This window comes from Hydrogenophaga sedimenti (genome assembly GCF_051857515.1).
Classification (GTDB): Bacteria; Pseudomonadota; Gammaproteobacteria; order Burkholderiales; family Burkholderiaceae_C; genus Hydrogenophaga.
The window spans coordinates 266,496-286,206 of the sequence record NZ_JBPZHA010000003.1 but is presented as its reverse complement, the minus strand read 5'-3'; the positions used below and the strand labels follow the sequence as shown (position 1 = coordinate 286,206).

Genomic DNA, 19,711 nt, shown 5'->3' with positions numbered 1-19,711 from the left:
CTCAGCGCTCGCCCGCGGCCTGTATCGCCCGCAGGTACAGCTTCTCCATCGCGTCCAGCGGCACCACGCGCTGTGCGCGCTCCAGCAGGTCGGCCGCGCGCGTCTGCTCGGTTTCGCCGCCCAGCATCAGCAGTCCCTCGGACGCTTCGCTCAGCACGATCAGGGAGTCGGGGGCGAGCGCGAGGGCGGCTTCGTACAGTCGCAGCCCCTGGTCCTTGCGCGCGCCGTGCACCATGCCACCGATCAGCTCGCCGACCTGGTCGATGGTTTCGGCGTGGAAGCGGGCCAGCGCCAGATGGGCGTCGACATGTTCCGGCGCCAGTCGCAACGCGGTCTGCAGCGCCTCGCGCACCTGCCGGCCCAGGCCCTTCGCCAGTGACTTGGCCACGCTGATGCCCTGGCTGTAGCGCCCCAGCGCGTAACCTTTCCAGTAGGGCGACGCGGCGCAGCCGGGGGCCTGGGCCTGGTGGCGACCGGCGTGTTCGGCGACGTCGAGCAGGCGCATGAAACGCACCGCGTCCTGCGGTTCCACATAGGTGGCGTGCACGCTCGTTGCCTTGAAGGCCAGCGGCAGGCCGGCATCGCCGAGCGCGAAGCCGGCTGCGGCAGCCGCCTCGAAGGCGCCTTCATGATAAAGGCGCCAGCCTTCCTGCAAGGCCGGGTCCTCCGGCCAGGGCTCACCGTCGCTGCTGTGCAGGCGGGCCCATTGCCGCCGCAGGCTGCCCGCGTCGAAACGGCTCTGGCAGCTGTCCGGGCAGGGGGTCCAGGCGGCCATGGCGCGTCGCTCGCGGTGGGTCAGGGGGCCGTGCGGTAGGCGCCCGTCAGTTGCAGCAGGTGCTGCCGCTGACCGGCTTCCAGGTAGGGGGCCAGCACGTTGAGCACGTGGTGGGCGCCGCGCAGCAGGGCGGACTGGGCGTTGTCCGGTTCCAGCGCGTTGCGCGGATCACGCACGTATTCGAAGCTCAGCCAGTAGGTCAGCAGCACCACCATGCAGTTGGCTGTCGGCTCCAGTTCGCGCGCGTCCAGGTCGATGGCGCCAGCGCGCGACATGCCGGTGAGCATCGCCCGCACCGATCGGATCTTGTTCTTGAGCACGGCCTGGAAACGGGTTTCCAGCAGCCGGTTCTTGGACAGCAGGTCGTTGAGGTCGCGGTAGAGGAAGCGGTATTCCCAGACGATCTCGAACAGCGAGTGCAGGAAGAACCAGGCGTCCTCGACATTGCGCACGCCGTCGCTGGCCTGCAGCAGCTCGTTGAGCGCCTTTTCGTAGCGCTCGAACAGCGAGTTGATCAGCTCGTCCTTGGCCGGGTAGTGGTAGTAGAGGTTGCCCGGACTGATGCCGAGTTCGGACGAGATCAGCGTGGTCGAGACATTGGGCTCGCCGAAGCGGTTGAACAGCTCCAGCGTCACCTCCAGGATGCGTTCGGCCGTGCGTCGGGGTGCTTTGCGGGTCATGTCAGGCGCGTTGCTGTTGGTACCGTCGTTCCAGGGTGTCGAGCGTACCGCGGAGGCGGTCGAGCGCGGTCTCGCGCCGCACCGGCTCGACCGGCAGCAGGCGCCGGTCCGGGTCGCGCAGCGCGGCTTCGTCCAGCGTGATGCCGTGGCGGGCCAGTGTCGGGCCCAGCGTCTTGGCGCGATCGCGCAGCAGGCGGCGGGTCTGCTGGAAGGCATGCTCGGCCAGTTGGCGGCGCTGGCGGTAGCTGAAGGTGTTGGCGAAGAACAGTTCGGCGTCGCGCTGGTCGGGTTCGATCAGCACGATGTCGGTGTCGGGGTAGGCGCGCTCGTAGTGCTTGAAGCCCAGCGCAAGGCGCGAGTGGATCATCGAGCGGAAGGTCTGGCTCATCACCGCCGGCAGGCCGCCTTCGACCAGCGACGGAATGTGTTCGCTGCCAGTGCCCGCGTGGAACGGCACCAGCGGATTGAGGCACAACAGCAGGTCGACGCCTTCGTCGAGCGCCACCGTCGCGTGCACCGTTTTCTTCAGCGCGCCGTCGACATAGTGCTTGCCGTCGATGACCACCGGCGGAAACAGGCCGGGCAGGGCGGCGCTGGCCTGGATGGCGCGCGAGATCGGCACATGGTCCCGGCCGGGCTGGCCAAACGGTGCGGCCTCGCCGGTGTCCAGCTCGGTCGCCACCAGGGTCAGGCGCGCGCGCAGCTGGCGGAAGTCGTTGCTGCGCCCGGGTTTGCTGAACAGGCGTTCGATCTGCTGGTGGATGCCTTCGTTGTCGAGCACGCCGGTGGGCAGGGCCGCGCCCATGCGCTCGAAGGCGTTGGTGGCACGCTTGCCCTGCGCGGCCCAGGCCCACAGGGCGCCGCCCAGCAGTCCGGGAATCCGTGTGGCGCGGTCCAGGAACTCGCCCCAGGCTGGTCGCATCAACCAGGCCGGATCGAACTGGTCATCGCCCTGCCGGTCCTCGATGAAGGCTTCGCAGAGCTGGCGCGGCGTGAAGCCATTGGCCAGGCCGGCCGCGATGAAGCCGCCGGCGGACACGCCGATGTAGTGGTCACAACCGCTGAAGTCCAGCCCGCGCAGGCTGTCGTCCAGGGCACACAGCGCGCCGATCTCGTAGATCGCGCCCAGCGGGCCACCGCCAGCGAGCGCCAGCGCGACGCGGGGCGCGTGCGCCGAACGCCGTGGCGAGGAGGTGCGGGAGGGCGTCATGCGTTCGAGTGTAGACCGGCCGCTGTGACGGCGATGTTGCGTTGCAGCAGCTTCAGCGGACGAAAAAAAGGGGCGCTGGGCGCCCCGGTTTGCTCATGCAAGCGGCGTTGCACGGGCCTGCCGCTCAGACGGCCTTTTTGGCGCGGGCCGGGGCCTTGCGGGCGGGCTTGGCGGCGGCTTTGGCCGCGGGCTTGGCCACCGTCTTGGCGGCTGCCTTGCGCGGCGCGGCGGCCTTCACCGGCTTGCCACCGGCGACCGCGGCGCTGAGGGCGTCGATGCGTTCGATCAGAGCGTCGATGTCGCGCGCCGAGGGCACGCCCAGCTTGTTCAGGGCCTTGGCCACGCGGTCTTCAAAGATGTTTTCCAGCTTGTCCCACTGGCCGGCGGCCTTGCTGCCGATGTCGCTGGCCATGTTGCTCATGCGGCTGGTGGCTTCGTTGATGCGCTCTTCGGCCACGGCCTGCGTCTTGCGCTGGATCGACAGGCCCTCCTTGACCAGCGTCTCGAAGGCCTTGCCGCCTTCGGCCTGCGCCTTGGAGAACGCGCCCAGCCCGGCCAGCCAGATCTGCTGTGCGGAATCCTTGATCGCGCCGGACAGGGGCGATGCAGCGGCGGAAGTGCCGGCCTTGGACGCGCCGGATTTGTGTGTCTTGGTGACCATGGAAACTCCGTAAACTGGTTGGGCGGTGGGAAGGGCCGGGAGCTGTCCCAGCCGAAGCTTCACTGTACGTCCGGCGTGCGTCCGCTGTGTAGGGGCGGGCGACTAAATCGGGCGCGGCCTTCGCGGGTTTGTGCGGAAGCCGGCGCCGTGGCCGGTGGTGAACAATGCCCGTTTGGTCCGCGACCCCGAACGATTTCAGGAGAACATCGATGCACTATTTCGTCACTGGCGCCACCGGCTTCATCGGCAAACGGCTGGTCAAAAAACTGCTGGAGCGCAAAGGCGCCGTGGTGCACTTCCTGCTGCGCAAGGAAAGCGAAGGCAAGGTGGCCGAGCTGCGCGAGTTCTGGGGCGTGAGTGCGGCACGTGCGCAGCCGGTGTTCGGCGACCTGACGGCCAAGAAGCTGGGCGTCTCTGCCGACGATGTCAAAGCCCTCAAGGGCCAGATCGACCATTTCTATCATCTCGCCGCGGTGTACGACCTCGAAGCCGATGCCGAGAGCCAGATCGCGGTCAACGTCGACGGCACGCGCCACACGGTCGAGTTCGCCAAGGCGATCGGCGCCGGGCACTTCCACCACGTCTCCTCGATCGCGGCGGCCGGCCTCTACGAAGGCGTGTTCCGTGAGGACATGTTCGAGGAGGCCGAGAACCTCGACCATCCCTACTTCAGCACCAAGCACGAGAGCGAGAAGATCGTGCGCACCGAGTGCAAGGTGCCCTGGTCGGTGTACCGGCCGGCGGCGGTGGTCGGCGACAGCCGCACCGGCGAGATGGACAAGATCGACGGGCCGTACTACTTCTTCAAGCTGATCCAGCGCATGCGCCAGATCCTGCCGCCGTGGATGCCGAGTGTGGGTCTCGAAGGTGGTCGCATCAACATCGTGCCGGTGGACTTCGTGGTCAATGCGCTGGACCACATCAGTCACCAGAAACGCGGTGGCGGCGGCTGCTTCCACCTGGTCGATCCGATGGGCTACCGCGTCGGTGACGTGCTCGACATCCTGAGCAAGGCCGCGCACGCGCCCAAGATGAACCTGTTCGTCAACGCGGCACTGCTGGGCTTCATCCCCAGGAGCGTGAAGAAGGGCCTGATGGCGCTGGCGCCGGTGCGCCGGGTCTACCGCGCGGTGATGCAGGACCTCGGCTTGCCCGAGGACATGATGACCTTCGTCAACTACCCGACGCGCTTCGATTGCCGCGAGACCACGGCGGCGCTCAAGGGCAGCGGCATCGCCTGTCCCGACCTCAAGGACTATGCGTGGCGGCTCTGGGACTACTGGGAGCGCCATCTCGACCCTGACCTGCACATCGACCGCAGCCTCAAGGGCACGGTGGGCGGCAAGGTGGTGCTGGTCACGGGCGGAAGCTCGGGCATCGGCCTCGCCGCCGCGCACAAGTTCGCCGAGGCCGGCGCGATCACCATCATCTGCGGCCGAGACCAGGACAAGCTGGACGAGGCCTGCAAGGAGGCCAAGGACAAGGGCTACCAGTTCATCGCCTACCCGGCCGACATCGCCGACATGGCCGACGCGGACCGCTTCGTGCAGTTGCTGATCGCCAACCACGGCGGCGTGGACTTCCTGATCAACAACGCCGGCCGCTCGATCCGGCGCGCCATCGAGGGCAGCTACGACCGCTTCCACGACTACGAGCGCACCATGCAGCTGAACTACTTCGGCTGCCTGCGCGTGACCATGGGCTTCCTGCCCGGCATGGTGGCCAAGAAGAAGGGCCATGTGGTCAACATCAGCTCGATTGGCGTGCTGACCAATGCGCCGCGCTTCTCGGCGTACGTGGCCAGCAAGGCGGCGCTGGATGCATGGACCCGCTGTGCCTCCAGCGAGTTCGCCGACCAGGGCATCAGCTTCACCACCATCAACATGCCGCTGGTGCGAACGCCCATGATCGCGCCGACGCAGATCTACAAGAACGTGCCGACGCTTTCGCCGGAAGAAGCGGCCGACATGATCGCGCAGGCCTGCATCTTCAAGCCGGTGCGCATCGCCACGCGGCTGGGCGTGACGGGGCAGGTGCTGCATGCTTTCGTGCCGCGCATCGCGCAGATCGTGATGAACACCAGCTTCCGCATGTTCCCGGACTCGGCGGCGGCCAAGGGCGAGAAGGGCTCCAAGCCGCAGCTGTCGCCCGAAGCGGTGGCGATGCAGCAGATGATGCGCGGGATTCATTTTTGACCCAAGAATCTGGGCCACCCGGGCGGCGCTGTGCGCTTCCCCCTCAAGGGGGCCACACCTGCGGTCCGGCAAAGCCGGACTCGCGGTGTTCTGGACGGAGGGCCGCGCTCCCTCATCCTCCTACAATTTCGGGCATCCCCCATCCATACACGTGCCCGCCATGACCAGCCCGAACCACACCCCCGTCGATCTGTCCCACGTCCAGCCGCGCGAGAAGGCCGAGTTGCTTGCGCAAGCGCTGCCGTACATCCGCAAGTACCACGGCAAGACCATGGTCATCAAGTACGGCGGCAACGCGATGACCGACCCGGCCCTGCAGCAGGACTTCGCCGAAGACGTGGTGCTGCTCAAGCTGGTCGGCATCAACCCGGTGGTGGTGCACGGCGGTGGTCCGCAGATCGAGACCCTGCTGCAGCGCCTGGGCAAGAAGGGCGAGTTCATCCAGGGCATGCGCGTGACCGACGCCGAGACCATGGAAGTGGTCGAGTGGGTGCTGGGCGGTGAGGTGCAGCAGGACATCGTCGGCCTGATCAACGCCGCCGGCGGCAAGGCCGTGGGCCTGACCGGCCGCGACGGCGCCATGATCCGTGCACAGAAGCTGCGCCTGGCGGACACGCAGGACCCGAGTCGCGAACACGACGTCGGCCAGGTTGGTGACATCGTCAGCATCGACCCCTCGGTGGTGCAGGCGCTGCAGGACGACCAGTTCATTCCCGTGGTCAGCCCGATCGGCTTCGGCGAGAAGAACGAGAGCTACAACATCAACGCCGACGTGGTGGCCGCCAAGCTGGCCACCGTGCTGCAGGCCGAGAAGCTGCTGATGCTCACCAACATCCGCGGCGTGCTCGACAAGGAAGGCCAGCTCATGACCGAGCTGACGCCGCGCCGCATCGACGAGCTGTGCGAAGACGGCACCATCAGCGGCGGCATGATCCCCAAGATCGCCGGCGCGCTGGACGCGGCCAAGAGCGGCGTGAATGCGGTGCACATCATCGACGGCCGCGTGCCGCACGCCCTGCTGCTCGAAGTGCTGGGTGACCAGCCCTTCGGCACCATGATCCGGAGTCACTGAGTTCATGCGCTTGCTGCTGGTCGAAGACGACGTGATGGTCGCCAGCGGCATCAAGCTGGGGCTGAGCAACGCCGGTTACACGGTCGACTGGGTCGGCAGTGCGGAGCGCGCCGAGCAGGCGGTCGACAAGGACAGCTTCGACCTCGCGATCGTGGACATCGGTCTGCCCGGCATCGACGGGCTGGCGCTGACGCAGCGGCTGCGCGGGCGGGGCCTGACCATGCCGGTGCTGATCCTGACGGCGCGCGATGCGCTGCACGACCGGGTGCAGGGCCTGGACCTGGGGGCCGACGACTACATGCTCAAGCCCTTCGAGTTGCCCGAGCTGCTGGCGCGCCTGCGTGCGCTGCTGCGCCGCTCGCAGGCCGCGACCTCGGCCGTGCTCGGCCTGGGGCCGCTGGAGATGGACACCGCGCAGCGGCGCGTCACGCTGGCCGGCCAGCCGATGGACCTGGGGCCGCGCGAGTGGACGGTGCTCGAATACCTGCTGTTGCAGGCGCCCAAGCCGGCGGCCAAGGACAAGCTGCTGGCCGCGCTGACCGGCTGGGACAAAGAGATCACGCCCAACGCCATCGAGGTCTATGTCTCGCGCCTGCGCGCCAAGCTGGAACCGGCGGGCGTGGCGCTGCGCTCGATCCGCGGCTTCGGCTACCGCCTCGAACTGGTGGCGCCGCCGGCCCATGCGCGCGAGCCCTGAAGACCGTGCGCCGGCCGGTCTGATCTGGGGTCTGCAGCGGCGCCTGCTGGTGCTGCTGTTCCTGCCGCTGGGCCTGGTCGGCCTGGTCAGCGTTTTCTTCCACTACCAGGGCGCGGGCACCGCCGCGCTGCAGCAGGACCAGCAGCTGTTGCGGCTGGTGCCCCTGCTGGCCGATTCGGTGGTGGTGACCCAGCCCAGGGACGCGCCCCGGCCGATCGACATCGATGCCGACCCGGGTCTGGCCCTGCTGCTGGCGCCGCCGGTGGAGGAGTTCCTCAAGGCCCGCGAGGGATACGCCGGCTATGGCGTCATGGACGCCAACGGCCGCCTGCTGCTGGGCGAGCGCTGGCTGCCGACCGTGTTGCCCACCACCGGCGACGCCGAGTTCCTCAGCGTCGTGGAAGGTGGCATCACCTACCGCGTGGTGGCGCAGCGCAACGACACGGCGGCGGGCGAGCTGATCGTGATGCTGGCGGACGGATCGGATGCGCGGCAACACTGGCTGGACACCGTGCTGCTGCGGGTGTTGCTGCCCAACCTGCTGCTGATGCTGGTGGCGGCGGTGGCCGTGACCTGGGCGGTGTCGCGCGCGCTGCGGCCGCTGATCGACCTGAAGGAAGCGGTCGAACGGCGTTCGCCGCGCGACCTGAGCCCGATCGATGCCCAGGCCGCACCGGCCGAGGTGCGGCCGCTGGTGTCTTCGCTGAACCGCCTGTTCTCGCTGGTGAACGACCAGACCGAAAGCCAGCGCCGCTTCGTGGCCGACGCCGCCCACCAGTTGCGCACGCCATTGGCCGGCCTGCAGGCGCAGGTCGAGGCCTGGGCGCAGGCGACGCGTTCGATGGGGGCGAACGAACTGCTGAGCCTGCGGGTCGACCAGGTGCTGCGCCTGCGCGACGCGACCCGCCGCACCTCGCAGCTGGCCAACCAGCTGCTCGCGCTCTCGCGTGCCGACAGCATCGGCATCGACACGCAGCCGATGGAACAGGTTGACCTGCAGGAGCTGTGCGAGAACATCCTCGCGCTCTATCTCGACGCGGCGGCCGAGCGGCAGATGGACCTCGGCCTGGAGGCCGCGCCCGCCCAGACCCGTGGCCACACCTGGCTGCTGCGCGAGCTGCTGATCAACCTGGTGGACAACGCGGTCAAGTACACGCCGCCCGGCGGCCGCATCACCCTGCGCTGCGGTCAGGACGAGAGCCTGGAACCGCCGCAGGCCTGGATCGAGGTCGAGGACGACGGCCCGGGCATCGCGGCGGCCGAGCGCCAGCGTGTGCTCGAGCGGTTCTACCGCCTGCCGGGAACCGTGGCCGAAGGCAACGGCCTGGGGCTGGCGATCGCCGAGGAAATCGCGCGCGCCCACCGGACCCAGCTGCGGCTGTCCGAGGGCGCCGCCAGGCGCGGATTGCGTGTGCGGGTGGCGTTCGAGGCGGTCCGGGCGCCGGCCGGCGCTGTGCGAGAATCGTTTGAGGGATGACAAACCAAGGGCCACCACCCGCCCGCTTGCTGAACAACAACGGACCTGATCACCCATGAGCTCCAGCGCTTCCACCTCCACGGACACCGCGTCCTCCGAAGCCGTTTCCGAGGTGGCCGGTGGCTCCGAGAACACCGGTCGCAAGCGCCCCAAGCCGGGTGAACGCCGGGTCCAGATCCTGCAGGCCCTGGCGACGATGCTGGAACAGCCCGGCGCCGAGCGCGTGACGACGGCGGCCCTGGCGGCCCGGCTGGCGGTCAGCGAGGCCGCGCTCTACCGCCACTTCGCCAGCAAGGCCCAGATGTTCGAGGGCCTGATCGAATTCATCGAGCAGTCGGTGTTCGGTCTGGTCAACCAGCTGGGCGAACGCGAACCCGATCCGATCCAGCGCTCGCGCAAGCTGGTGGGCCTGCTGCTGCAGTTCGCCGAGAAGAACCCCGGCATGGCGCGGGTGATGGTGGGTGACGCGCTGGTGTTCGAGAACGAGCGCCTGCAGCAGCGCATGAACCTGTTCTTCGACAAGATCGAAGCCGCGCTGCGGCAGAACCTGCGCGAAGTGGCCGTGCTGTCGTCGGCCGCGACGCCGACCGTCGATGCGCAGGCCGATGCGTCCGTCATCACCGCCTTCTGCATGGGCCGCCTGCAGCGTTTCGCGCGCAGCGGCTTCAAGCGACCGCCCAGCGAGAGCCTCGAACACAGCCTGCGCCTGTTGCTGCCCGACGGGCGTCTGTGAGTTGCCTCGCGGGTGATCAGGGTTTACCCGCAGATCCCAGGGCCGGATCGGTGCTTTAGGGCACAGCCCCTAGACAAAATCCCGTTCTGATCCAGCCGGCTGCACATGCGGCCTTTCTTTTGCGGTAAAAATAGCACGACCGTTCGATTTGCGAGCGGTCGCTTTTTTTTAACCACCCCATCGCATGAGCGCCACACCACTTCCCAAGCGAAGCCGCAGCGACGTCTCGCTGACGCGATCCCTGCAGAAAGGTCAGCAGACCAAGGCCGCCATCGTCGATGCCGCCCTCGGGCTGGCGACGCAGATCGGGCTCGAAGGCCTGTCGATCGGCGCGCTGGCCGAGGTCATGCAGATGAGCAAGTCGGGCGTGTTCGCCCACTTCGGCTCGCGCGAAGAGCTGCAGATTTCGGTGGTGCGCGAGTACCACCACCGCTTCGAGGAAGAGGTGTTCTACCCGGCGATGTCGGTGCCGCGTGGCCTGCCGCGACTGCGCGCCATGTTCGACAACTGGATGAAGCGCACCTCGGTCGAAATCGATTCGGGTTGCATCTACATCAGCGGCGCGGTCGAGTTCGACGACCGGCCCGGGCCGGTGCGCGATGCACTGGCCAGTTCGGTCAGCACCTGGCTGGCCGCCATGAAGCGGGCCATCGAGCTGGCGGTCGAAGAAGGCCACCTGCGCGCCGACACCGACGCCAACCAGATGCGCTTCGAGATCCATTCGCTGATCCTGGCCCTGCATTACGAGGCGCGCTTCCTGCGAAGCCCGGGCTCGCTGCAGTGCGCGGTGACCGCCTTCGATGGGATCGTGCGTCGCTACAGCGCCGAGACCGCCACCACCGTTTCCGACACCACCACCGCGCCGCGCAAGACCGCCCGCAAACCGCGCGCCGCCTGACCTCTCTTTTTCACAAAGCCATCACTGGAGCCAACCATGCCCGTCTACAACCCGCCCCTGCGCGACATGCAGTTTGTGATGCACGAGGTGCTGAACGTCAGTGCCGATTTCCAGACCATGCCGCAGCACGCCGAGATGGACGCCGACACCATCAACGCCGTGCTCGAAGAGGCCGGCAAGTTCGCCTCGCAGGTGATCTTCCCGCTCAACATCAGCGGCGACACCGAAGGCTGCACGCTGGACAAGACCACACACGAGGTCAAGACGCCCGCCGGCTTCAAGGACGCCTACAAGACCTACACCGACGGTGGCTGGTCGGGCCTGTCGTGCGACCCCGAGTACGGTGGTCAGGGCCTGCCGCTGGTGGTGAACCAGTGCCTGTATGAAATGATGAACTCGGCCAACCAGGCCTGGACCATGTACCCCGGCCTGAGCCACGGCGCCTACGCCGCACTGCACGAGCACGGCACGCCCGAGCAGAAGGCCCTGTACCTGCCCAAGCTGGTCAGCGGCGAATGGACCGGCACCATGTGCCTGACCGAGCCGCACTGCGGCACCGACCTGGGCCTGATGCGCACCAAGGCCGAACCGCAGGCCGACGGCAGCTACAAGATCACCGGCAACAAGATCTTCATCAGCGCCGGTGAACACGACATGGCCGCCAACATCATTCACCTGGTGCTGGCCCGCCTGCCCGACGCGCCTCCCGGCATCAAGGGCATCAGCCTGTTCGTGGTTCCGAAGTACCTGGCCAGCGCCGACGGCACGCTGGGCGCACGCAACGGCATCCACTGCGGCGGCCTGGAACACAAGATGGGCATCCACGGCAACGCCACCGCGCAGATCGTGATCGACGGCGCCATCGGCACCCTGGTGGGCCAGCCGCACAAGGGCATGCAGGCCATGTTCGTGATGATGAACGCCGCCCGCCTGGGCGTGGGCAACCAGTCGCTGGGCCTGACCGAGGTGGCCTACCAGAACGCGCTGGCCTACGCCAAGGACCGCATCCAGATGCGCAGCCTCTCGGGTACCAAGGCCAAGGACAAGCCGGCCGACCCGATCATCGTGCACCCCGACGTGCGCAAGATGCTGCTGACCGCCAAGGCCTACGCCGAAGGTGGCCGCGCCCTGGCCATCTACAGCTCGGTGCTGCTGGAGAAGGTGCACAACCACCCCGACGAAAAGGTGCGCAAGGACGCGGACGAGATGCTGTCGCTGCTGACGCCCATCGTCAAAGCCTTCCTTACCGACAACGGCTACCAGGCCGCCACCATGTGCCAGCAGGTCTTCGGCGGCCACGGCTACATCAAGGAATGGGGCATGGAGCAGTTCGTGCGCGACGCGCGCATCAACATGATCTATGAGGGCACCAACACCATCCAGTCGCTGGACCTGCTGGGTCGCAAGGTGCTGGGCAACAACGGCGCCACGCTCAAGAAGTTCGGCAAGCTGGTGGGCGCGCTGGTGCAGGAAGAGGGTGTCAACGAGAAGATGGCCGAGTTCATCAACCCGCTGGCCGTGCTGGGCGAGCAGATCACCAAGTTCACCATGGAGATCGGCTTCAAGGGCCTGCAGAACGCCGACGAGGTGGGCGCTGCCGCGGTGGACTACCTGCGCGTGGCCGGCCACCTGGTGTTCGGCTACTTCTGGGCCCGCATGGCCCAGGTGGCGCTGCAGAAGATCGCCGAAGGGAATACCGATCCGTTCTACGTGGCCAAGCTGCAGACCGCGCGCTTCTACTTCGCCAAGCTGTTCCCCGAGACCGCGACCCTGATGCGCACGGCGCGCGCCGGCAGCAAGGTGTTGATGGACACGGACGCGGCGCTGGCCTGAGGCCCGGATTCCCCCGACAACACCCTAGGAGACCACCATGCCCAAGACCGCGATTGCCACTGTTCTGTCGTTGGCTTCGACGATGGCATTGGCCCAGATGAACCCGGAGGGGCTCTGGCGCAACATCGACGACAAGACGGGCGAGGCCAAGGCCGAGATCCGCATCGCGCCGACTGCCTCGGGAGCGCTCAGCGGCAAGGTGGAGCGGGCGCTGGTGCAGAGCACCGAGCCCAACTGCACGGCCTGCTCGGACGACCGCAAGGACAAGCCCAAGGTCGGCATGGAGATCATCCGCGGCGCGAAGAAGTCGGCCACGGAAGCGGTGTGGGAAGGAGGAAAGATCCTCGACCCCGAGAACGGCAAGGAATACACCTTGCGCATGACGCCGATCGAAGGTGGCAAGCAGCTGCAGATCCGCGGCTACATCGGCCCCTTCTACCGGACCCAGATCTGGAAAAGGGTGGAATGACACCCCCGCCGCGCTTTGCGCGACCCCCTCAAGGGGGCGGCACTGGCGGCCCGGCGGAGCCGGTTCCGCGGTGCCCTTGAACAACTCCCCCTCGCGCATCGCATGAGGCGATAAGGAAACAACCAATGAAACGATTCCAAGTGAAGAAGGTCGCCGTGCTCGGCGCGGGCGTGATGGGCGCGCAGATTGCGGCGCACCTGGTCAACGTCAAGGTGCCGGTGGTGCTGTTCGATCTGCCTGCGAAAGAGGGCGCCAAAAACGGCATCGTCACGCGCGCCATCGAGAACCTCAAGAAGCTCAAGCCTTCGCCGCTGGGTGTGGCCGGCGACGCCGACCTGATCGGCCAGGCCAACTACGAAGAGCACCTGGAACAGCTGCGCGGCTGCGACCTCATCATCGAGGCCATCGCCGAGCGCATGGACTGGAAGCTCGACCTCTACAAGAAGATCGCGCCCTTCGTGGCCGAGCACGCCATCGTCGCGTCCAACACCTCGGGCCTGTCGATCACCAAGCTGAGCGAAGGCCTGCCCGAGGCGATCAAGCCGCGCTTCTGCGGCATCCACTTCTTCAACCCGCCGCGCTACATGACGCTGGTGGAGCTGATCAACACCCCGACCACCGAAGCCCAGATCCTCGATCACCTCGAGGCCTTCGTCACCAGGGGCCTGGGCAAGGGCGTGGTGCGCGCCAAAGACACGCCCAACTTCGTGGCCAACCGCATCGGCATCGCCGGCATGCTGGCGACGATGAAAGAGGTGGAGAACTTCGGCCTGACGTACGACGTGGTCGACGACCTGACCGGCAAGCGCCTGGGGCGCGCGAGCAGCGGCACCTTCCGAACCGCCGACGTGGTGGGCCTGGACACCATGGCCCACGTCATCAAGACGCTGCAGGACAACCTGAACGAGCAGACCGACCCGTTCTACGGCAGCTTCGGCACGCCGCCGGTGCTGGCCAAGCTGATCGAGCTGGGGAACCTGGGCCAGAAGGCCAAGGCCGGTTTCTTCAAGAAGGTCGGCCGCGACATCCTGCGTTTCGATCTGGAGAGCGAAGACTACGTGCCTGCCGGCGAGAAGGCCGACGAGGTCTATGGCCGCATGCTCAAGCGCCCGGCCGCCGAGCGCCTGAAGCTGCTGCGCAACGCCGAAGGCCCGCAGGGCCAGTTCCTCTGGGCCATCCTGCGCAACGGTTTCCACTACGCCGCCGTGCACCTGGCGTCCATCGCCGAGACCGCGCGCGACGTGGATCAGGCCATGCGCTGGGGCTTCGGCATGAAGCAGGGCCCCTTCGAGCTGTGGCAGGAAGCGGGCTGGCTGGAGGTGGCGAAGATGGTCCAGGCCGACATCGACGCCGGCAAGGCGCTCAGCAAAGCGCCGCTGCCCGACTGGGTGTTCAAGGGCCCGGTGGCCGAGGCCGGTGGCGTGCACACCGCGCAGGGTTCGTGGAACCCCAGCAAGGGCGTGTTCGAAGCGCGCCGCTCGCTGCCGGTCTACCAGCGTCAGCACTTCCCCGAGCTGCTGTTGGGCGAAGCTGGTCCGAAGTTCGAGACCGCCGGCACGACCATCGAAGAGAACGACTCGATCCGCGTGTGGACGCTGGACGGCGAGGTGCTGATCGCCAGCATCAAGACCAAGATGCACGCCATCAGCCCCGAGGTCTGCGAAGGCCTGATGGCCGCCATCGACCTGGCCGAGCAGGAATACCAGGGCCTGGTGGTCTGGTCGGGCGACGAGCCCTTCAGCGCCGGCGCCGACCTGCAGGCCATGCTGCCGGCGTTCATGGCCGTGGGTGTGACCGCCATCGAAGACGCCGAGGGCTTCATGCAGCAGGTGATGCTGCGCCTGCGCTACGCCAACGTGCCGGTGGTCAGTGCCGTGCGTGGTCTGGCGCTGGGCGGCGGTTGTGAGCTGGCGGTGCACAGCGCGCGCCGTGTGCTGCACATGGAAAGCTACGTCGGCCTGGTGGAAGTCGGTGTGGGCCTGGTGCCCGGTGCTGGCGGCCTGACCTACATCGCGCGCCGCGCGGCCGAGAACGCCGAGACCTCGACCGGCAAGGACCTGTTGCCCTTCCTGACCGAGGGCTTCACCGCCGCGGCCATGGCCAAGGTCGGCACCAGCGCCATCGAGTCGAGGAAGCTGGGCTATGTGCTGCACTCCGATCTGATCGTGCCGCACAAGGACGAGCTGCTGTTCGTCGCCATCAACGAGGCCAAGGCCCTGTTCGCGGGCGGCTACCGCGCGCCGCACAAGCGCCTGTTCCCGGTCGCCGGGCGCGACGGCAAGGCCACCATCCTGGGCAGCCTGGTCAACATGCGCGACGGCGGCTTCATCAGCCAGCACGACTTCCACATCGCCTCGCTGATCGCGAATGTGGTCACCGGCGGCGACGTCGAGGCCGGCACGCTGGTGAGCGAGGAGTACCTGATGACGCTGGAGCGAAAAGCCTTCTGTTCGCTGATCGTCCATCCCAAGACCCAGGAACGCATCCTCGGGATGCTGAACACCGGCAAGCCGGTGCGGAACTGAGGAGAGCCATATGAAACAAGTTCAAGACGCCTACATCGTCGCCGCCACCCGCACGCCCATCGGCCGTTCGCACAAGGGTTCGTTCAAGCACCTGCGGCCGGACGACCTGCTGGCCCACGCGCTGCGCGCCGCCATGGCCCAGGTGCCGAACCTGGACCCGAAGGCGGTGGAAGACGTGATCGCCGGCTGCGCGATCCCCGAAGCCCAGCAGGGCCTGAACGTGGCGCGCATCGGCGCCATCCTGGCCGGCCTGCCGAACTCGGTCGGCGGCATCACCGTCAACCGCTTCTGCGCCTCCGGCCTGTCGGCCGTGGCGATGGCGGCCGACCGCATCCGCGTGGGCGAGGCCGACGTGATGATCGCGGCGGGCACCGAGAGCATGAGCATGGTGCCCATGATGGGCAACAGCCCCAGCCTCTCGCCCACCATCTTCCGCAACACCGACGACATCGAGAGCTACGGCATCGCCTACGGCATGGGCCTGACGGCGGAGAAGGTGGCGCAGCAGTGGAAGGTGAGCCGTGACGCGCAGGACGCGTTCGCGGTGCAGTCGCACCAGCGCGCCGTGGTCGCGATGAAGAACGGCGAGTTCACGGACGAGATCACGCCGGTGGAAGTGACCGACCGCAGCGTGGACCTGGAAACCGCCGAGGTCAGCACCAGCAGCCGCATCATCAGCCTGGACGAAGGCGCACGCCCCGACACCACGCTCGGAGGCCTGGCCAGGCTGCGCACCGTCTTCGCCGCGCGCGGCTCGGTCACCGCAGGGAACAGCTCACAGACCAGCGACGGCGCGGGCGCGCTGATCCTGGTGAGTGAGGCTGCTCTCAAGCGCTACAACCTGACGCCGCTGGCGCGCTTCGTGAGCTACGCCAGCCGCGGCGTGCCGCCGCACATCATGGGCATTGGCCCGGTCGAGGCCATTCCGGTCGCGCTGAAGTACGCCGGCCTGAAGCAGGACGACATCGACTGGTTCGAGCTCAACGAGGCCTTCGCCGCGCAGTCGCTGGCGGTGATGAACACCCTGGGCCTGGACCCGAGCAAGGTCAACCCCATGGGCGGAGCGATTGCACTGGGGCACCCGCTGGGCGCGACCGGCGCCATCCGCTCGGCCACCGTGGTGCACGCGCTGAAGCGGCACAACAGGAAGTACGGCATGGTCACGATGTGCGTGGGCATGGGGCAGGGCGCAGCCGGAGTGTTCGAAAGGGTCTGACGACCCACCCCCGCGCCGCTGCGCGTCACCCCCTGAGAGGGGGCGGCACTGGCGGCCTGGCAAAGCCAGATCCGCTGTGCCCTTGAAGGAGACACCTCGATATGCCGGCTCATGTGTTCGATCAGGCCATCGCGCTCGTTGCCATCGGTGACGGTCGGTACACCGGTGCCACTTCACCCGCCTACGCCAACATGGTCGGCCCGTTCGGCGGCATCACGGCGGCCACGGTGCTCAACGCGGTGATGTTGCACCCGGCGCTGCTGGGCGAGCCGCTGTCGCTGACGGTGAATTTCTGTGCGGCGCTGGCCGACGGACCGTTCGTGGTGTCGGCGCAGCCGGTGCGCACCAACCGCTCGACCCAGCACTGGGTGGTCTCCATCACGCAGACCGGCGCGGGCGGCGAGGCCGACACCGTGGTCACGGCCTCGGTCGTGACCGCCGCGCGCCGCAGCACCTGGAGCGTGGACGACGAGCCCATGCCCACCGTGCGCAAGCCGGACGAGGTCAAGCCCTACGCCGTGCCCTCGCCGGTGGAGTGGATCAAGCGCTACGAGATGCGGCCGATCGAAGGCGCCATCCCGCGCACCTGGGACGGGACCGGCAGCGACAGCCGCTCGCGCCTGTGGATGCGCGAAGCGGTGCCGCGTCCGCTGGACCTGTGTGGCCTGGCGGCGCTGGCCGATGTGTTCTTTCCGCGCGTCTGGCTGCGCCGCGCCACGCTGGTGCCGGCGGGCACGGTGTCGATGACGGTGTACTTCCACGCCGGTTCGGCACAACTGGCCGAGGTCGGCCACGGCTGGGTGCTGGGACAGGCCCGGGCCCAGGCCTTCCGCAACGGCTTCTTCGACCAGACCGCGCTGCTCTGGAGCGAGGCCGGGCACCTGCTTTGCTCCAGTCACCAGGTCGTGTACTACAAGGAATAGGCCGCGATCCGCGCAGCGGCGGAGCCTGGGGGCTACGGCCTGCCCAGGAAGAGGTACAGCCCCGTGTAGCCGCGCGGCGCGCTGACCACGCTCAGGTACAGCGGCCCCAGCGCGGTGTCCGCGCCGACAAACAGGCTGCGCCCGACCAGCAGGTCGCGCAGGCTGGCATCGCCCGGCTTGAGCCAGGCGTTGCCCAGTTCCAGCGAACCACCCGCGAACATCGCGCGGGCCAGCGGCGAGGAGGCCACCGGCAGGCGGTAGTAGTAGGTCATGCGGCCGAAGGCCAGCATGCTGCCGCCAACCTGCCCGATGCGGAAGCCCGAGAGCTGCTGGAAGCCGCCGAGCGAGAACTCGTCGATCGCACCGACCGCCAGCCGGTTGGTGCGCGCCAGCCGCGCACCGAGGTTCAGCGTGTGCGGCCCCGCGCTGGTCACGCCGGTGGCGTTGAGGTCCCAGCGCACGAAGCCGTTGGAGTCGCCGCCGTTGATGTGCCGCACGCCGCCGACCACCTCGCCGCGCAGGCGGTGGCCTGAGGTCGGGAAGTTGGCGTAGTCCAGCTGGTCCGAGGCCAGGCCGAAGCGCAGGCCCGTGTCGTTCCAGCGCTGCGTCAGCAGCCTCGGGTCGAGTCCGGTCAGCTCGCCGCCGATCAGCTCGGGCGTGGTGCGGTTCCAGGTCGACACCAGTCCCACCCGCGCCTCGCCCAGGTGACCCAGCAGGCCCAGCGGCCAGCCGTAGTCCACGCCCGCGCTCAGGTTCGAGCGGGTCACGACGGCGGCCTGGCCACTGCCACCGTAGAGGTCGACGCGGCGGTTGCCGCCGCCGAGGTGGGCCGAGACGAACTGGTCGCCGTGGCGGCCCAGCGGCTGGTACAGCTCGGTCGAGGCGGCGGTGTTCTCACCCAGCTGCAGCCGGTTGCGCCACTCGGCGCCCCCGCTGTTGAGCCAGCGGCGGTTATGGCTCAGGCGCAGGTTGAAGGCCGACTGGCCCTCGAAGTCGGTGCGCAGATCCAGGCCCATGCGCAGGTAGTTCGGCCCCCAGTCGTTCTCGCGCAGCCGCACCACCAGGGCCTCCGAGCCGTCGGTGCCTTGTCGTTCCAGGTGGTAGTCCACCCGCTCGTAGTCGCCCGTGGCCGCCAGCAGCCGCAGATCCTGTTCGACGCGCGGCACGTCCAGCGCCTGCCCCGCCTCGCTGTCGATCAGCTGCCCGATGCGCTCGACGCGTGCCGCGTCCACGCCATCGAAGCGGATCTCCGACACCCAGCCGCCGCGGCTCTGCGCGCTGGTCAGGTGCACATGGCGCTGCTGCTTCCACTGCGCATAGTCGGCCGGCGACACCGCAAAGCGCTCGAACACCTGGCGCTGTGAGTGCGCGTAGCCGTAGCCGATGTCCATCAGCTCCTTGCCGCGGGCGAAGTCGGCGGAGGTGATCGTGCCCAGCGGCGGCGCGATCAGCAGGTCGCTGGGCGTGAGCGACTCGATGCTGCGCTTGACGTTCTGCTCGGTCAGGATGTTGACCATCTGCGTCGTCACGCCCAGCAGCGTGCCCAGCGTGTCGCGCCCGGCCAGCGGCGTGCCGATGTTGACCGCGATCACCACGTCGGCGCCCATGCGGCGCGCCACATCCACCGGCAGGTTGTTCACCAGGCCGCCGTCGCCCAGCAGCCGGCCGTTGACCTCCAGCGGCGAGAACACGCCGGGCACCGACATGCTCGCGCGCAACGCGCCCGCGAGGTCGCCGTGGTCGAGCACCACGGCCTCGCCGGTTTCCATGTCGGTGGCGACCGCGCGGAACGGGGTCGGCAGACCGTCGAAGGTCGCCATGTGGCGCGAGGCCAGCGTGTAGCGGCGCAACAGCACTTCCAGCGAACGGGTCGAGACCGCGCCCGTGGGCAGGCGGAACTCGCCGTTGCGAAAGCCCAGCTCGATCAGCGGCGCCATCTCGAAGTCTTCTTCCTTGAGCCGCTGCGAGAGGTTCTGGCGCGGCTCGCTGCGCTGGAACAGGTTGCCCCAGTCCAGCGCGCCGACCTCGTCGGCCAGTTCCTTCGGGTCCATGCCGGCGGCGTAGAGGCCGCCGACGATGGCGCCCATCGAGGTGCCGACCACGATGTCCACCGGCACCCGCGCTTCCTCCAGCACCGTGAGCACGCCGACGTGCGCCAGGCCGCGCGCGCCGCCGCCCGAGAGCACCAGGGCGACGCGCGGTCGCGCGGCCGGTGCCGGATCGGCGGCATGCGTGGGCGTCGAGAAGAACATGAGCGAGCCGAACGCTGCCAGCAGGACAAAAGCCCAGCCCCCCGGCCGATGGAACCTGTGCATGCAACACCCTCGGTTTGTGTGGTCTGGCGGCA

At 68.1% G+C, this 19,711-nt stretch carries 16 protein-coding genes; 11 read left to right on the top strand and 5 right to left on the bottom strand.

The window, feature by feature from the left end:
* Nucleotide 1 precedes the first annotated feature (1 nt).
* The 4 genes from ACS5NL_RS06480 to ACS5NL_RS06465 form a co-directional block, all read right to left on the bottom strand.
* The gene (locus tag ACS5NL_RS06480) at nt 2-775 is read right to left on the bottom strand and encodes a tetratricopeptide repeat protein (protein WP_439352823.1); all 774 of its coding nucleotides are present in this window, start codon (nt 773-775) and stop codon (nt 2-4) included.
* Nucleotides 776-795: 20 nt separating this feature from the next.
* Nucleotides 796-1,455, bottom strand: a complete 660-nt coding sequence (locus ACS5NL_RS06475; protein ID WP_439352822.1) for a TetR/AcrR family transcriptional regulator — start codon at nt 1,453-1,455, stop codon at nt 796-798.
* A 1-nt stretch (nt 1,456) separates the two neighbouring features.
* The gene (locus ACS5NL_RS06470; RefSeq protein WP_439352821.1) at nt 1,457-2,665 is read right to left on the bottom strand and encodes a patatin-like phospholipase family protein; all 1,209 of its coding nucleotides are present in this window, start codon (nt 2,663-2,665) and stop codon (nt 1,457-1,459) included.
* Between the two features lie 124 nt (nt 2,666-2,789).
* Nucleotides 2,790-3,326, bottom strand: coding sequence for a phasin family protein (locus tag ACS5NL_RS06465; RefSeq protein WP_439352820.1), 537 nt, complete (start codon nt 3,324-3,326; stop codon nt 2,790-2,792).
* A gap of 209 nt (nt 3,327-3,535) precedes the next feature.
* Between ACS5NL_RS06465 and ACS5NL_RS06460 the strand changes: the two genes are divergently transcribed.
* From ACS5NL_RS06460 to ACS5NL_RS06410, 11 genes are all read left to right on the top strand, one after another.
* Entirely contained in the window at nt 3,536-5,521 is a 1,986-nt protein-coding gene (locus ACS5NL_RS06460) for an SDR family oxidoreductase (RefSeq protein ID WP_439352819.1), read from the top strand.
* A 160-nt stretch (nt 5,522-5,681) separates the two neighbouring features.
* On the top strand, nt 5,682-6,593 hold the full coding sequence (gene argB / locus ACS5NL_RS06455; protein WP_439352818.1) for an acetylglutamate kinase: 912 nt from the start codon (nt 5,682-5,684) through the stop codon (nt 6,591-6,593).
* Nucleotides 6,594-6,597: 4 nt separating this feature from the next.
* A complete protein-coding gene (locus ACS5NL_RS06450; protein ID WP_439352817.1) occupies nt 6,598-7,290 on the top strand; it encodes a response regulator in 693 nt (230 codons plus the stop codon).
* Nucleotides 7,274-8,767 (top strand): ATP-binding protein, encoded by a 1,494-nt coding sequence (locus ACS5NL_RS06445; RefSeq protein WP_439352816.1) that lies wholly within the window; start codon nt 7,274-7,276, stop codon nt 8,765-8,767. Before ACS5NL_RS06450 ends, ACS5NL_RS06445 begins: the two co-directional genes overlap by 17 nt.
* 55 nt (nt 8,768-8,822) lie before the next feature.
* Nucleotides 8,823-9,500 (top strand): nucleoid occlusion factor SlmA, encoded by a 678-nt coding sequence (gene slmA / locus ACS5NL_RS06440; RefSeq protein ID WP_439352815.1) that lies wholly within the window; start codon nt 8,823-8,825, stop codon nt 9,498-9,500.
* Between the two features lie 184 nt (nt 9,501-9,684).
* On the top strand, nt 9,685-10,398 hold the full coding sequence (locus tag ACS5NL_RS06435) for a TetR/AcrR family transcriptional regulator (RefSeq protein WP_439352814.1): 714 nt from the start codon (nt 9,685-9,687) through the stop codon (nt 10,396-10,398).
* A gap of 36 nt (nt 10,399-10,434) precedes the next feature.
* Nucleotides 10,435-12,231 (top strand): acyl-CoA dehydrogenase C-terminal domain-containing protein, encoded by a 1,797-nt coding sequence (locus ACS5NL_RS06430; RefSeq protein WP_439352813.1) that lies wholly within the window; start codon nt 10,435-10,437, stop codon nt 12,229-12,231.
* A gap of 37 nt (nt 12,232-12,268) precedes the next feature.
* Nucleotides 12,269-12,700, top strand: coding sequence for a DUF2147 domain-containing protein (locus ACS5NL_RS06425; protein WP_439352812.1), 432 nt, complete (start codon nt 12,269-12,271; stop codon nt 12,698-12,700).
* A gap of 125 nt (nt 12,701-12,825) precedes the next feature.
* Nucleotides 12,826-15,225 carry a 3-hydroxyacyl-CoA dehydrogenase/enoyl-CoA hydratase family protein gene (locus ACS5NL_RS06420; protein WP_439352811.1) on the top strand — a complete coding sequence of 800 codons (2,400 nt, stop codon included), beginning with the start codon at nt 12,826-12,828 and terminating at the stop codon, nt 15,223-15,225.
* 10 nt (nt 15,226-15,235) lie between these two features.
* The gene (locus ACS5NL_RS06415) at nt 15,236-16,441 is read left to right on the top strand and encodes an acetyl-CoA C-acyltransferase (RefSeq protein WP_439352810.1); all 1,206 of its coding nucleotides are present in this window, start codon (nt 15,236-15,238) and stop codon (nt 16,439-16,441) included.
* Nucleotides 16,442-16,542: 101 nt separating this feature from the next.
* Nucleotides 16,543-17,364 (top strand): acyl-CoA thioesterase, encoded by an 822-nt coding sequence (locus tag ACS5NL_RS06410; RefSeq protein WP_439352809.1) that lies wholly within the window; start codon nt 16,543-16,545, stop codon nt 17,362-17,364.
* Between the two features lie 32 nt (nt 17,365-17,396).
* Here ACS5NL_RS06410 and ACS5NL_RS06405 read toward each other — a convergent pair whose 3' ends face one another.
* A complete protein-coding gene (locus tag ACS5NL_RS06405; RefSeq protein WP_439352808.1) occupies nt 17,397-19,679 on the bottom strand; it encodes a patatin-like phospholipase family protein in 2,283 nt (760 codons plus the stop codon).
* Nucleotides 19,680-19,711: the final 32 nt, after the last annotated feature.